Genomic DNA, 14922 nt, shown 5'->3' on the forward strand with positions numbered 1-14922 from the left:
GGCCGCCCCTGACACACCATCAGCCAACTACACTCCGGACGACGCCTCTGACCAGACCAGATAGCGAAACGCTGCTGGAGTACTAGATGAAGTCCTGAGGAGTCAGCTCTCGCGCGTCGCGTCGTAGCGTGCGCGGGCCTCCAGGACGTCGTCCATGCGGCCCTCCACGAAGCGGATGAGGGACAACAGGCGCTCGGCGACCTCGTGGCCGAGCGGCGTGAGCGTGTAGTCGACACGCGGCGGGTTCGTGGGCTGCGCCTCACGGTGCACCAGACCGTCACGCTCCAGCGCGTGCAGCGTCTGGGAGAGCATCTTCTCGCTGACGCCGTCGACACGGCGGCGCAGCTCGTTGAAGCGGAACGAACCGTCGTGCAGCGCTCCGAGCGTGAGCGAGCCCCAGCGTCCGGTGACGTGCTCGAGCGTGCCCCGGGACGGGCAGCCGCGGGCGAACACGTCGTACACGAGGTCTTGAAAGTCACCGCTCTCGGCGGGCTGCACGGTGGGTTGCATGCCTTTCACCCTACTAGGGCACAGCGCAAACCAGAAGGTTGCGCTAACTGATAGTTAGCGCTCGCTCCGTCCGTCAGTAGCCGAAGTCCTGCGTCCACCAGGGGCCGCCGCTGCCGTAGTGCACACCTACGCCCAGGGTCTTGAAGTCGCAGTTCAGGATGTTGGCGCGGTGACCGGGGCTGTTCATCCAGGCATCCATGACGGCTGCCGCGTCGGCCTGGCCGCGGGCTATGTTCTCGCCGCCCAGGTCGGTGATACCGGCCTTCGCCGCCCGGTCCCAGGGGCTGAGCCCGTTCGGGTCGGTGTGGTCGAAGAAGCCGCGCGCGGCCATGTCGTCGCTGAAGGCCTCGGCCAGCGCGGACAGGGCGCTGTTCGCCGCCACCGCGCTGCAGCCGACCTTGGCCCGCTCCTCGTTGACCAGCTTGAGCACCTCGGCCTCGGCCGCGGCCTCGGCGGACACCGTCACCGGGGCGGTGGTCTTCGGGCCCTTGGCGGTCTTGCTCGGCTTCGGCGTCTTCGTCTTGGCGGGCTTGGTGGCGGGCTTCGTCTTCTCGGGCCCCTTGGTCGGCTTGGCCGATGACGACGAAGGGGCGGCCGAGGGCGTGGCGGAGGCGGAGGCCGAACGGTCGGCGTCACGGCTCGTCGACGTGTCCTCGCGTTCCTCCGCGCTGCCCGACGTACCGCCCTGCTGGGTCTCCTGACTGGACGGGGAGCCCACGGCCTGCACGCTGTCGGAGTTGCTGCCGCCACCACCGAGCGCGTAGTTGTCACTGCCGGGCAGTACGCCGGCCGCGACGGCGACGGTGCCCAGCGCCACGGCCGCGGAGACGCCGAGCAGACCCGTGCGTACAGGGGTCGCGACCTTCCCCTTGCGGTGCGAGCGGGCGGCGGCATTGCTCGGGAGATCGGCGATCGCGGCGTAGCCGTACAGATTCTCCGGACCGTAATGGTCCGTGTGGGCCCCGTACGTACCCGTTGTGTCGGTGACCCCGTTGGCGCGGCCCGTGGCGGCGCGGCCGGCGGCGGAGCGTCGGTGGCGTCCCAATCTCCTGGCCTTCCTCGATCTTTCGGTCAGCGTCCCTCACTCGAAAGAGTGAGTTTCATATGAGACTCATTGGGTCGGGACGGTACCGCATGGCGGGAGGGAAGGAAGTGCCCGGAGAGACTTTGTCCGGTTAGCGTGCACCCATGAACGAGGTTGTACGGCTGGTGGTCTGGGTACGCGGACGCGTCCAAGGTGTGGGTTTCCGCTGGTTCACGCGAGCCAAGGCGCTGGAGATCGGCGGCCTGAGTGGTTTTGCACTCAATTTGGACGACGGACGGGTCCAGGTGGTCGCGGAGGGAGCTCGGGCCGAATGCCAAGGGCTGCTCGACTGGCTCCAGGGGGACGACACACCCGGGCGTGTGGACGGAGTCACTGAGATCTGGGACACGCCCCGGGGGATCTACGAGGACTTCGCCATCCGGTGACGGCGACCGCCGCAACCGCCCAGGCGGAAGCGGTATGGCATGCCACTGGCACCTGCCAGAAGCAGAAAGGGCCTGGTGGTTGCCAAGAACGGCTCGTCGTGGCAGGCTCCGCAGAGAAGGATGATCTCGACGCCCCCAGGGTCCCGCAGGAGTCGCAGCGCAGCCGCCCCAAGGGCCGCGCGACCGTGGGTTGCCCGCCGATACGGGGCGTGATCGTGTTGACCGTCAAACTTTTTGGTGAGACGCTGAAAGCCCCGCGCACCTTAGCTGTTTGGCATGTGGAACGGCAGCAAGACTTTAGTAAATGTCAAGCATCGCGGGTGCGATTCCCTCACGACCCACACCGCTTCGGTCGGTCACTCAGTGTGGAGGACCATCCATCATGGCAAAGGCGCTTCTCGGTTACGTCGGCGGTTCCGACCCGCGACTCATCGCCGAGATGCGACGGCTCCAGCAGCGCGTACAGGACCTCGAATCCGAGCTCGTACGGATCCAGGCCGAGAACGACGCGCTCGCGGCTGCCGCTTCTCACGACTCGCTTCTCGAGAGCATCGACGTACCCCAGGCGGAGCCTGCGCTCACCTGATCACTGCACTGCACTACGACAGCAGTGGTTGGGCTGCCCGTATCAACCGCTAAGTTGTCAGATTTGCAAGGGACGCCTCTTCGGCGTCCCTTCTTCTTTCCCCCGCGCGCCCTTCCACTTTCTTTAACGTCTGGTGTGCCCTGCACGTTCATGGGTGAAACCGCGGGTTCATGGAGTGAGACCGGCCCGAAAGGTAGAGTCCGGCGGCGTGCACCTCAAGGCCCTGACCCTGCGCGGGTTCAAATCGTTCGCCTCGGCGACCACGCTGCGGTTCGAGCCGGGCATCACCTGTGTCGTGGGCCCCAACGGCTCGGGCAAGTCCAATGTCGTGGACGCCCTGACCTGGGTCATGGGCGAGCAGGGGGCCAAGTCGCTGCGCGGCGGCAAGATGGAGGACGTCATCTTCGCCGGCACCACCGGGCGGCCGCCGCTCGGCCGGGCCGAGGTGTCCCTCACCATCGACAACTCCGACGGGGCGCTGCCCATCGAGTACGCCGAGGTCACCATCACGCGGATCATGTTCCGCAACGGCGGCAGCGAGTACCAGATCAACGGCGACACCTGTCGGCTCCTCGACATCCAGGAGCTGCTGTCCGACTCCGGCATCGGCCGCGAGATGCACGTCATCGTCGGGCAGGGCCAGCTCGACTCCGTCCTGCACGCCGACCCCATGGGCCGCCGCGCGTTCATCGAGGAGGCGGCAGGCGTCCTCAAACACCGCAAGCGCAAGGAGAAGGCGCTGCGGAAACTCGACGCGATGCAGGCGAACCTGGCCCGCGTCCAGGACCTCACGGACGAACTGCGACGGCAGTTGAAGCCGCTCGGGAGGCAAGCCGCGGTGGCGCGCAGGGCGGCGGTGATCCAGGCCGACCTCCGGGACGCCCGCCTGCGGCTCCTCGCCGACGACCTTGTACGCCTGCGCCAGGCGCTCCAGACCGAGATCGCGGACGAGGCCGCCCTGAAGGAACGCAAGGAAGCGGCCGAGACCGAGCTGAAGAAGGCGCTTCAGCGGGAGGCTCTCCTGGAGGACGAGGTGCGCCGGCTCACCCCGCGCCTCCAGCGGGCGCAGCAGACCTGGTACGAGCTGTCGCAGCTCGCCGAGCGGGTGCGCGGCACGGTCTCGCTGGCCGAAGCGCGCGTGAAGAGCGCCACGTCGGTGCCTGCCGAAGAGCGGCGCGGACGTGACCCCGAGGACATGGAACGCGAGGCCGCGCGGATCCGTGAGCAGGAGGCCGAGCTCGAAGCGGCCCTGGAAGCGGCCGAGCACGCCCTGGAGGACACGGTCGCGCACCGGGCCGAGCTGGAGCGCGAGCTCGCCGTCGAGGAGCGGCGCCTCAAGGACGTGGCTCGCGCCATCGCCGACCGCCGTGAAGGCCTCGCCCGTCTCAACGGCCAGGTCAACGCCGCCCGTTCGCGGGCCGCCTCCGCCCAGGCCGAGATCGACCGCCTCGCCGCCGCCCGTGACGAGGCCCAGGAGCGGGCGGTCGCGGCGCAGGAGGAGTACGAGCAGTTGAAGGCCGAGGTCGACGGTCTCGACGCCGGTGACGCGGAACTGACGGAGCGGCACGAGGCGGCCAAGCTGGCGCTCGCCGAGGCCGAGTCCACTCTCACGGCGGCCCGCGAGGCGGCCACCGCGGCCGAGCGCAGGCGCGCCGCGACCCAGGCCCGCCACGAGGCCCTCGCCCTTGGCCTGCGCCGCAAGGACGGCACGGGCGCGTTGTTGGGGGCGACGGACCGACTCACGGGTCTCCTTGGCCCCGCGGCGGAGCTGCTCTCGGTCACTCCGGGTTTCGAGGTCGCCCTCGCCGCCGCCTTCGGCGCGGCGGCCGACGCGATCGCGGTGACGACCCCCGCCTCGGCCGCCGAGGCCATCCGCCTGTTGCGCAAGCAGGACGCGGGGCGGGCGGCGTTGCTGCTGGCGGGGGCGCCGGAGGAGGCAGGGCGCGGGGACGGCTCCGGCCTGCGGACCGAGAACGTAGGCATGCGTGGCGATGGTGATGCGGCAGGATCCGCAAACGTACGCATGCGTGGCGATGGTGATGCGGCAGGATCCGCAAACGTACGCACGCGTGGCGATGGTGATGCGGCAGGGTGGGCCACTGTTGCCGGGGAGCGGCCTGCGGTGCCGACTTCGGGCCATGTGCCGGGAGTCCGGGCCGAGGTGCCGACCGTGGGTCACGACTTCGAGTCCGGGGCCGGTGCGCTCGACTCCACCCGGGCCACGCGCCACGGCACCCCTGGTGAAGCGACCAACGCGAGGGCAGCAGCCTCGCAAGCCCGTCCGGCCGGACCCCCGTACGCAGCCGACCTCGTCCGAGGGCCCGCCGAACTCATGCCCGCCGTACGGCGGCTGCTGCGCGGGATCGTCGTCGTCGACACTCTCGAGGACGCCGAGGATCTCGTCTGCGCGCGGCCGGAGTTGACCGCCGTCACCGCCGAGGGGGACCTCCTCGGGGCGCACTTCGCGCACGGTGGATCCGCCGGGGCGCCGAGTCTGCTCGAGGTACAGGCGTCGGTCGACGAGGCGGCGGCCGAGCTCGAAGAACTCGCCGTACGTTGCGAGGAGTTGACCGAGGCTCACCACCTGGCCACCGAACTCCGCAAGGAACGGGCCGCGCTCGTCGAGGAGGCGGGGGAGCGACGGCGGGCCGCCGAGCGGGAGAAGTCGGGCGTGGCACAGCAGCTGGGGCGGCTGGCCGGGCAGGCGCGCGGCGCTGCCGGGGAGGCCGAACGGAGCACCGCTGCCGCGGCGCGGGCGCAGCAGGCGCTCGATCGGGCCGTGGAGGAGGCGGAGGAGCTGGCGGAGCAGCTCGCCGTCGCCGAGGAGATGCCCGTGGATGAGGAGCCCGACACCGCCGTACGGGATCGGCTCGCCGCCGACGGGGCCAACGCGAGGCAGACCGAGATGGAGGCCCGGCTCCAGGTGCGTACGCACGAGGAGCGGGTGAAGGGGCTCGCCGGGCGGGCCGAGGGACTCGACCGGGCCGCGCGGGCGGAGCGTGAGGCACGTGCGCGTGCCGAGCAGCGCCGCGCCCGGCTGCGGCACGAGGCGGCGGTCGCCGAGGCCGTCGCCTCCGGCGCACGGCAGCTGCTCGCGCACGTCGAGGTCTCGCTGACCCGGGCCGAGGAGGAGCGGGGCGCCGCCGAGAACGCCAAGACGTACAAGGAGCAGGCGCTCGGCGCCGCTCGGGGCGAAGGCCGCGACCTCAAGGCCGAGCTCGACAAACTCACGGATTCGGTGCACCGCGGCGAGGTACTCGGTGCCGAGAAGCGGCTGCGCATAGAGCAGCTGGAGTCGAAGGCGCTGGAGGAGCTCGGCGTCGAGCCGGAGGGGCTGGTCGCGGATTACGGTCCGGCCCAGCTCGTGCCGCCCTCGCTCCCCGCCGAGGGCGAGGAACTGCCCGAGGACCCGGAACACCCGCGCAACCAGCCCCGGCCGTTCCACCGCGCCGAGCAGGAGCGGCGGCTCAAGTCGGCCGAACGGGCATATCAGCAGCTGGGGAAGGTCAACCCGCTCGCGCTGGAGGAGTTCGCCGCGTTGGAGGAGCGCCATAAGTTCCTCAGTGAGCAGTTGGAGGACCTCAAGAAGACCCGGGCCGATCTGCTGCAGGTGGTGAAGGAGGTCGACGAGCGCGTCGAGCAGGTCTTCACCGAGGCCTATCGGGATACGGCCCGGGAGTTCGAGGGCGTCTTCAGCCGGCTGTTCCCGGGAGGCGACGGGCGGCTGATTCTGACCGATCCCGACAACATGCTCACCACAGGTGTGGATGTCGAGGCCAGGCCCCCCGGGAAGAAGGTCAAGCGCCTGTCCCTGCTGTCCGGCGGCGAGCGGTCGCTGACCGCCGTCGCGCTGCTCGTGTCGATCTTCAAGGCGCGGCCCAGCCCCTTCTATGTGATGGACGAGGTCGAGGCGGCGCTCGACGACACCAACCTGCAGCGGCTGATCCGGATCATGCAGGAGCTGCAGGAGGCCTCGCAGCTGATCGTCATCACGCATCAGAAGCGCACGATGGAGGTCGCCGACGCGCTGTACGGCGTCTCCATGCAGGGCGACGGTGTGTCGAAGGTCATCAGCCAGCGGCTGCGCTAGGCCCACCAGATACATGTAGCCCACACCGGGCTGACCTGGGCTTCCCGTTGTGTTCAAGTCTTGAACGCGCTCATCACTCTTCTGTCGTAAAAATTCACAGCTGGCGAACTGTTGACTTCGAAACTTGAAGGCATAGTCTCTGCAACGTTGCTTTTACCTTCAGGTGGTGGGCGGCGTGAAGTTGTGCGCCACTGGTACCACTACCGAAGGGCTTGCCCCCACACCCCCGGCAGCGAGGCCGGTGGCCCGAGGAGTTACACGTGACCAGCACTGCGCAGGCACCTCAGTCCGGAGCCCGGGAAGCTCATCCCGAGCATCTCAGCCATGTCATCTTCATCGCGGCGGCGGCCGCGATGGGCGGCTTCCTCTTCGGCTACGACAGTGCCGTGATCAACGGCGCCGTCGAAGCCATCCGAAGCCGCTACGACATCGGCTCCGCGGCGCTGGCCCAGGTCATCGCCATTGCGCTGATCGGCTGCGCCATCGGCGCGGCGACCGCGGGTCGCATAGCCGACCGCATCGGCCGCATCCGCTGCATGCAGATCTCCGCCGTCCTCTTCACGGTCAGCGCCATCGGTTCGGCGCTTCCCTTCTCCCTGTACGACCTCGCCTTCTGGCGTGTCATCGGCGGTTTCGCCATCGGTATGGCCTCCGTGATCGGCCCCGCCTACATCGCCGAGGTCGCCCCGGCGGCGTACCGCGGTCGTCTCGGCTCCTTCCAGCAGGCCGCGATCGTCATCGGCATCGCCATCTCGCAGCTGGTCAACTGGGGCATCCTGAACGCCGCCGGCGGCGACCAGCGTGGTGAGGTCCTGGGCCTCGAGGCCTGGCAGGTCATGCTCGGCGTCATGGTCGTCCCGGCCGTCCTCTACGGTCTGCTCTCCTTCGCGATCCCCGAGTCGCCGCGCTTCCTGATCTCCGTCGGCCGCGACGCCCGCGCCCGTGAGGTGCTCAAGGAGGTCGAGGGCGACAAGGTCGACCTGGACGCCCGCGTCCTCGAGATCGAGCACGCCATGAAGAGCGAGCACAAGTCGACCTTCAAGGACCTGCTCGGCGGCAGCTTCTTCTTCAAGCCGATCGTCTGGATCGGTATCGGCCTCTCGGTCTTCCAGCAGTTCGTCGGCATCAACGTCGCGTTCTACTACTCCTCGACGCTGTGGCAGTCGGTCGGTGTCGACCCGACGGACTCGTTCCTCTACTCGTTCACGACGTCGATCATCAACATCGTCGGCACCGTGATCGCCATGATCTTCGTCGACCGGATCGGCCGTAAGCCGCTCGCCCTCATCGGTTCCGTGGGTATGGTCATCGGCCTCGGACTCGAGGCCTGGGCCTTCTCCTTCGACCTGGTGGACGGCAAGCTGCCGGCGACCCAGGGCTGGGTCGCACTGATCGCCGCCCACGTCTTCGTCCTCTTCTTCGCCCTCTCGTGGGGTGTCGTGGTCTGGGTCTTCCTCGGCGAGATGTTCCCGAACAAGATCCGTGCCGCCGCGCTGGGCGTCGCCGCCGCCGCGCAGTGGATCGCCAACTGGGCCATCACCGCGAGCTTCCCGTCGCTGGCCGAGTGGAACCTCTCCGCGACCTACGTGATCTACACGATCTTCGCCGCGCTCTCCATCCCCTTCGTGCTCAAGTATGTGAAGGAGACGAAGGGCAAGGCCCTGGAGGAGATGGGCTGACGCTCGTAACCCCCTGTGGACTCGGGGAGAAGGGCCAACCCCCCGCTGCCCCTCTCCCCGTACTCGTAAGAGACGTACTGCCCCGGCTCAGCCTCCGAGATCCTCGAGGTCCTTGAGCCGGGGCAGTACGTTTTCGCAGAACAGACGCAGACTGCGCCAGCCCTCGTCGACGGGCATCCCGCCGGACAGCGGATGCAGCACATAGGTGGCGAGGCCCTGTGCCACGCACGCCTCGGGCGTGAGGATGCGGTACACGCCCTCGGCACGCAGCTCGTCGACCGTCGTGGCCGCCGACTTCACCGCCGAGCGGATGTCGCCGGACTGCCAGGAGGCATATGTCCGTGCCTCGTGCAGGAAGTGGGTGCCGTACTCGGCCCAGGCCCGGTCCGGGTCCTCGGCGATGTGCAGCAGCGGAGTCTCGGCGGCGGGCATCATGGTCCAGCCCTCGGTGCCGTACTCGATGAGCCGCTCCTTGTAGTACGCCTCCAGCTCAGGGAGGTGCGCGCTGGGGAAGAACGGCAGCCCGAGACGGGCGGCGCGACGGGCCGCGGCCCGGGACGAACCGCCGACCAGCAGCAGGGGGTGCGGGTCGGAGAAGGGGCGCGGGGTGACCCGTACCGTACGGCCCCGGTAGCTGAAGTCCTCGCCGGTCCACGCCTTCAGCACCGTCTCCAGGAGCTCGTCCTGCAGTGTGCCGCGGCGCTTCCAGTCGACGTCGAAGAGGGCGTACTCCTCGGGCCGGTAGCCGATCCCCGCGACGGTGACGAGCCTTCCGCCGCTCAGCAGATCGAGTACGGCGATGTCCTCGGCGAGGCGCAGTGGATCGTGCAGCGGGCCGATGACCGCCGAGACGGTGACCGCGAGGTGCCGGGTGGCGCCGAACACCGCGCCCGCGAAGGCGAACGGCGAGGGCAGCCAGTTGTTGGCGACGCCATGGTGCTCCTCGGTCTGCACCGTGGTGACGCCGCGGTCGTCGGCGTAGGCGGCCATCTCGACCGCCGCCTTGTAGCGGGCACTCAGCGAGGCCGGTGTGGCGTCGGGGTCGACGAGGTTGAAGCGCACGACCGATACGGGCATGGGGAGCCCCCCTTCGTGTGTGGAGGGGGGACGCTAGCTGACGGTGCGTCAGACGGCTAGGGATGCGGGCTCTTCGGCGGCCTGCGGGGTCCCTGCGACCGCCGGCTTCGGCAGGACGACGTACAGCAGGAAGGAGACCGCGACGGTGGCCACCCAGCCGAGGCCGTACTCGCCGACGGGGTTGTTCGCGGCCAGGGGGCCCGTGAACCAGTCGGATGTCGTGAACAGCGCTCCGGAGCCGAGGCCGACCGCCCAGGCGGCGACCGCTGCCGGACTGAAGCCGCCCCGGTACCAGTAGGCGCTGGTCCGCGTCGTGTCGAGCAGGGCGCCGGCGTCGTACGCCTTGCGGCGCAGCATGTCGGCGCCGAAGACGCCGACCCACGCCGAGAAGGCGACCGCGAGCAGCGACAGGAACGCGATGAACGACCCCATGAAGGAGGGCGCGAACAGCATCAGGACGCCGCCGAGGACCAGCGAGATCACGGCGTTGACCGAGACCGCCCAGTGCCGCGGCACCTTGAGGCCGAGGGTCTGTGCGGTGAAGCCCGCCGAGTACATCGACATCGCGTTGATCAGCAGCATGCCGACCAGGGCGATGAGCAGATACGGCACCGCCATCCACATCGGCAGGATCGCGCCGACGAACGAGACCGGGTCGGCCGCCGAGGCCAGGCCCGGCGTGTCGAACGCCATGACCGCGCCCATCAGGACCATGGGGAGTACGACGATGGCGGCGCCGCCGACGCAGTTGCGCACGATCGCCCAGGACGGGGCCGTACGCGGCAGATAGCGCGTGAAGTCGGGGGAGGAGGGAGCCCAGCTGATGCCGCCCGCGGCGATCAGCCCGACCCCCGTGATCATCAGGGGCGTCGGGCCCGCCGGCCGCCCGAAGACCTCGCCCCAGTCCGTGTTCACGATCAGACGGCCCAGGACGAGCACGGAGAAGCCGCCGAAGAGATACGTCGCCCACTTGTTGCACTTCCGCACGGCGCGGATGCCGAGGCCCGAGATCGCGAACGTCGCGACCACGAAGAGCAGCAGCGTCACCACGATCAGGAACGTGTTGCGCTGCACGCCGAACACGATGTCCAGGACGGTCAGCAGGGCGTAGGCGCCGGTCACCGCGTTGATCGTCTCCCAGCCCCAGCGGGCGATCCAGATCAGCGAGCCGGGCAGCAGATTGCCGCGCTGCCCGAAGACCGCCCGGGACAGGGCCATGCCGGGCGCGCCGCCCCGCCTGCCCGCGATGCCGATCAGCCCGACCAGGCCGAACGCCGCGATCGGCGCCGCGACGCCGACCACGCAGGCCTGCCAGATGTTGAGCCTGTACGAGACGGCCAGGGTCGCACCCATGGTCAGCAGCAGGACGGTGATGTTCGCGGCGACCCAGGTGGGGAAGAGGTCGCGGGTTTTGGCAGTGCGCTCGGGGAGCGGGACGGGCTCAATTCCGTGCGTTTCGAGCGTGCCATCGCGGGGTCCGGCGGTGCTCATGAATGATCAGTTTACTTTAATCCCATTAAGTCCTCTCAATGGCTTATGTTCCCCCCAGGGGAACGCGGGCTGGGTTTCCCCTCCAAGGAACGGGCATGGCCGATACTGGGTGGGTTATGGAAATCATCCTTGCTGTAGTCATCGCCGTGCTCGTGCTCGGCGCGCTCGGCGGGCTCGTCATCGGCAGTCGCCGCAAGAAGCCACTGCCCCCGGCGCCCCCCAAGACGCCCGACATCACCGCCCCTCCGGCCGAACCGCACCTCGGAGACGAGGCCGAGACCCCGCGCGAGGAACCGCGCCGGACGATAGAGGAGGTGGATCTCCCGGACGGCTCGGCGGCGGCGCCGGTCGCCGTCGAGGAGCCGACGCCCGTCGTCGAGGTTCCCCCGATCGAGATCCCCGAGCCGACCGCGGGGCGCCTGATCCGCCTGCGCGCCCGGCTCTCCCGCTCGCAGAACGCGCTCGGCAAGGGGCTGCTCACGCTGCTCTCGCGCGAGCACCTCGACGAGGACACCTGGGAGGAGATCGAGGACACGCTGCTCACCGCCGACGTCGGCGTGCAGCCCACCCAGGATCTGGTCGAGCGGCTGCGTGAGCGTGTGAAGGTGCTCGGCACCCGCACGCCCGACCAACTGCGCACCCTGCTGCGCGAGGAGCTGCTGCAGATCCTCGTCCCCGAGTTCGACCGCTCCGTCAAGACCGACTCGCCCCTCGACACCCCGGGCATCGTGATGGTCGTCGGTGTCAACGGCACCGGTAAGACCACCACCACCGGCAAGCTCGCCCGCGTGCTCGTCGCCGACGGCAAGAACGTGGTGCTCGGCGCCGCCGACACCTTCCGTGCCGCCGCCGCCGACCAGCTGCAGACCTGGGGCGAGCGCGTCGGCGCCCGCACCGTGCGCGGACCGGAGGGCGGCGACCCTGCCTCGATCGCCTTCGACGCGGTCAAGGAGGGCATCGAGGAGGGCGTGGACGTCGTCCTCATCGACACCGCCGGACGCCTGCACACCAAGACCGGCCTCATGGACGAGCTCGGCAAGGTCAAGCGGGTCGTCGAGAAGCACGCCCCGCTCGATGAGGTGCTGCTCGTCCTCGACGCCACGACCGGCCAGAACGGTCTCGTTCAGGCACGCGTCTTCGCCGAGGTCGTCGACATCACCGGCATCGTGCTGACCAAGCTCGACGGCACGGCGAAGGGCGGCATCGTGATCGCGGTGCAGCGCGAGCTGGGCGTGCCGGTCAAGCTGGTGGGTCTGGGCGAGGGTGCCGACGATCTGGCGCCGTTCGAGCCGGAGGCGTTCGTTGACGCCCTTATCGGAGAGTGACCACCCGCCCATAGGCGTAGGTGGTCGAAGAAGTGCCCGCCCCCGAGGTGCAGTGGGAGGCGGGCGCTTTGCTGTGTACGCCGTTGCCGCTACGCCCTCGACCGGTGCGCCACGTACGCCAGCGTGCCGAGGAGGAGGCGGGCCTGTGGCGGCCTGGTCGCCGAGTCCAGCGCGGGGGAGCGGAGCCAGCGGACGGGGCCGAGGCCGGCTCGGTCGGAGGGCGGGGCCGTGAGATACGTACCGGCGCCGAGGCCGTGCAGGTCGAGGGACGCGTCGTCCCAGCCCATCCGGTAGAGCAGCTCGGGGAGCTCGGCCGCCGCGCCGGGGGCGACGAAGAAATGGGCGCGGCCGTCCTGGGCGGCCGTGACCGGTCCGAGGGGCAGACCCATCCGCTCCAGGCGGGCGAGCGCGCGCCGCCCCGCGGGCTCGGCGACCTCGAGCACGTCGAAGGCGCGGCCGACCGGCAGCATCACCGCGGCGCCGGGAAACTCGGCCCAGGCTTCGGACACCTCGTCGAGTGTGGCGCCCGCCGGGATCACCGGCGCGAAGTCCAGCGGATGCGCCCCGGGGGAGGGGCAGTCGGCCTTGCCGCACGAGCACGCGCCTGCCGCGGCCCGGGTGCCGGGAACCACGTCCCAGCCCCACAGCCCGGTGAACTCGGCCACGGCGGTGCACTCCGACGAGCGGCCGCGGCGACGGGAGCCCGGCCGGATTTCGCGAATCCCCCGACTGCTGCCGATCGTGAAGCCCATGCCCCCTCCAACGGGTTCAGAGAGCCGGTGGTTACGCCCCGGACGCGGAACGTGACTCAGTGTGTTCCTGCCCCCGGAAGTGGCGCGGTCCTTACGGCGCTCGGAAGCACTCCGGGTAGTGCGCTCGGCTGTGCGCGCCCTCGAATGCATCGCTCCGCCCGCTCCGGCCGTTCTGTGTCAAGTGAATCGCGTACAGGCGATCCGGAGTTCATTCGAAGGGGTGGCGAATGGTGGCGTTTCCGGGATCGCCATGGCTGGACGGGTGATCGTAGGATTACTTTGAGTACACGAGGCCCTGGGGACGTATGCACTCGTGGGTATGCCGGAGGCAACTCGGCTTCCCGGTTCGAAGGGTGAGAACTGCCGGACGGGCGGCCGTATTTACCGGCATTCTGATAGGGCTTGGCGCACGCAGCGTACAAGTGGTCTCAGGGATGGGGGCGTTCCAGTGGGCGGCAACGGCGGAAGTGGTGTGAACGCTGACAAGCGCCCGAATGAGCTGTTGGGCTCGTGGTTCGTGCGCAGTGGCTGGTCGAAGGGCGAGCTGGCGCGTCAAGTGAACCGCAGGGCCCGCCAGTTGGGGGCCAATCACATCTCCACGGACACGTCTCGTGTGCGTCGCTGGCTGGACGGCGAGAATCCGCGCGAGCCGATCCCGCGGATCCTGTCCGAGCTGTTCTCCGAGCGGTTCGGCTGTGTCGTCGCCGTCGAGGACCTCGGCCTGCGTGCCGCCCACCGGTCACCGTCCGTGTCGGGTGTCGACCTGCCCTGGACCGGCCCCCAGACCGTGGCCCTGATCAGCGAGTACTCGCGCAGCGACCTGATGCTGGCGAGGCGCGGGTTCCTGGGGAGCTCGCTCGCCCTGTCCGCCGGCCCGGCCCTCATCGAGCCGATGCAGCGCTGGCTGGTGCCCTCGCCCACACCGCCCGAGGAGGAGCCCGAGTCGCCGGCCGCCGCACGCCGCGCGGGCCGCCTCTCCAAGCCCGAGATGGACCTTCTGGAGTCCACCACGGTGATGTTCCGGCAGTGGGACGCCCAGTGCGGCGGCGGTCTGCGCCGCAAGGCGGTCGTCGGCCAGCTGCATGAGGTGACCGACCTGCTCCAGGAGCCCCAGCCCGCGGCGACCAGCAGGCGTCTGTTCAAGGTCGCCGCCGAGCTGGCCGAGCTGGCGGGCTGGATGAGCTACGACGTGGGGCTCCAGCCGACCGCGCAGAAGTACTTCGTGCTCGCCCTGCACGCGGCCAAGGAAGCGGGCGACAAGCCGCTGGGCTCGTACGTCCTCTCCAGCATGAGCCGCCAGATGATCCACCTCGGCCGGCCCGACGACGCGCTCGAACTCATCCACCTCGCGCAGTACGGAAGCCGTGACTGCGCGAGCCCGCGCACCCAGTCCATGCTGTATGCGATGGAGGCCCGCGCCTACGCCAACATGGGCCAGCCCGGAAAGTGCAAGCGGGCCGTCCGGATGGCCGAGGACAGCTTCGAGGACGTCCATGAGTGGGACGACCCGGACCCCGACTGGATCCGCTTCTTCTCACCGGCCGAGCTGCATGCCGAGAACTCGCACTCCTACCGCGACCTCGCCTATGTCGCGGGCCGCAGCCCCACCTACGCCTCCCTCGCCGAGCCCTTGATGCAGCGGGCCGTCAACCTCTTCGCCAAGGACAACGAACACCAGCGTTCGTACGCACTCAACCTCATCGGCATGGCCACCGTGTACCTGCTGCAACGCGAGCCGGAGCAGAGCGTGGTGTTGGCCAAGGAGGCGATGGCGATCGCCAAGAAGGTGCGCTCCGAGCGCGTGAACACTCGTATCCGAAAGACGGTCGACACGGCCGTCCGTGACTTCGGTGACCTGGCGGAGGTCGTGGACCTCACCGCCCAGCTCGCCGTCGAGCTGCCCGAGACCGCAGAAGCGGTCTGAACCGGGGCCGTGAAAGCG

The 14922-nt window shown here is 69.5% G+C and carries 11 protein-coding genes; 6 read left to right on the top strand and 5 right to left on the bottom strand.

The genetic code is table 11. The annotated features are described in order from the left end of the window. Window positions 1–102: 102 nt before the first annotated feature. Both ACX28W_RS31155 and ACX28W_RS31160 read right to left on the bottom strand, forming a co-directional pair. Window positions 103–510, bottom strand: a complete 408-nt coding sequence (locus tag ACX28W_RS31155; RefSeq protein ID WP_459003143.1) for a winged helix-turn-helix transcriptional regulator — start codon at window positions 508–510, stop codon at window positions 103–105. 73 nt (window positions 511–583) lie between these two features. After that, window positions 584–1555: a CAP domain-containing protein gene (locus tag ACX28W_RS31160; protein ID WP_459003145.1), complete on the bottom strand. Its 972-nt coding sequence runs from the start codon at window positions 1553–1555 to the stop codon at window positions 584–586. 143 nt (window positions 1556–1698) lie between these two features. On the opposite strand from ACX28W_RS31160, the gene ACX28W_RS31165 reads away from it, so the two are divergent. From ACX28W_RS31165 to ACX28W_RS31180, 4 genes are all read left to right on the top strand, one after another. Then, on the top strand, window positions 1699–1980 hold the full coding sequence (locus ACX28W_RS31165; protein WP_459003147.1) for an acylphosphatase: 282 nt from the start codon (window positions 1699–1701) through the stop codon (window positions 1978–1980). A 382-nt stretch (window positions 1981–2362) separates the two neighbouring features. Next, on the top strand, window positions 2363–2566 hold the full coding sequence (locus ACX28W_RS31170; RefSeq protein ID WP_028802434.1) for a hypothetical protein: 204 nt from the start codon (window positions 2363–2365) through the stop codon (window positions 2564–2566). A 208-nt stretch (window positions 2567–2774) separates the two neighbouring features. After that, window positions 2775–6656 (top strand): AAA family ATPase, encoded by a 3882-nt coding sequence (locus ACX28W_RS31175; protein ID WP_459003148.1) that lies wholly within the window; start codon window positions 2775–2777, stop codon window positions 6654–6656. A gap of 260 nt (window positions 6657–6916) precedes the next feature. After that, window positions 6917–8335 carry a sugar porter family MFS transporter gene (locus tag ACX28W_RS31180; RefSeq protein ID WP_459003150.1) on the top strand — a complete coding sequence of 473 codons (1419 nt, stop codon included), beginning with the start codon at window positions 6917–6919 and terminating at the stop codon, window positions 8333–8335. A gap of 87 nt (window positions 8336–8422) precedes the next feature. On the opposite strand, the gene ACX28W_RS31185 is transcribed toward ACX28W_RS31180, so the two are convergent. Further along, on the bottom strand, window positions 8423–9412 hold the full coding sequence (locus ACX28W_RS31185) for an LLM class flavin-dependent oxidoreductase (RefSeq protein ID WP_459003152.1): 990 nt from the start codon (window positions 9410–9412) through the stop codon (window positions 8423–8425). Window positions 9413–9460: 48 nt separating this feature from the next. Next, window positions 9461–10903: a cytosine permease gene (locus ACX28W_RS31190; RefSeq protein ID WP_459003153.1), complete on the bottom strand. Its 1443-nt coding sequence runs from the start codon at window positions 10901–10903 to the stop codon at window positions 9461–9463. Between the two features lie 116 nt (window positions 10904–11019). On the opposite strand from ACX28W_RS31190, the gene ftsY reads away from it, so the two are divergent. Continuing rightward, window positions 11020–12228: a signal recognition particle-docking protein FtsY gene (gene ftsY, locus ACX28W_RS31195; RefSeq protein WP_459003254.1), complete on the top strand. Its 1209-nt coding sequence runs from the start codon at window positions 11020–11022 to the stop codon at window positions 12226–12228. 89 nt (window positions 12229–12317) lie between these two features. Here the strand turns inward: ftsY and ACX28W_RS31200 are convergent, their stop codons facing one another. Further along, window positions 12318–12980, bottom strand: coding sequence for a bifunctional DNA primase/polymerase (locus ACX28W_RS31200; protein WP_459003155.1), 663 nt, complete (start codon window positions 12978–12980; stop codon window positions 12318–12320). Window positions 12981–13428: 448 nt separating this feature from the next. Here ACX28W_RS31200 and nsdA point away from each other — a divergent pair, with 448 nt between their 5' ends. Next, on the top strand, window positions 13429–14904 hold the full coding sequence (gene nsdA, locus ACX28W_RS31205) for a transcriptional repressor NsdA (RefSeq protein WP_459003156.1): 1476 nt from the start codon (window positions 13429–13431) through the stop codon (window positions 14902–14904). The last annotated feature ends 18 nt before the right edge of the window (window positions 14905–14922 follow it).

This window comes from Streptomyces sp. SD15 (assembly GCF_054462255.1).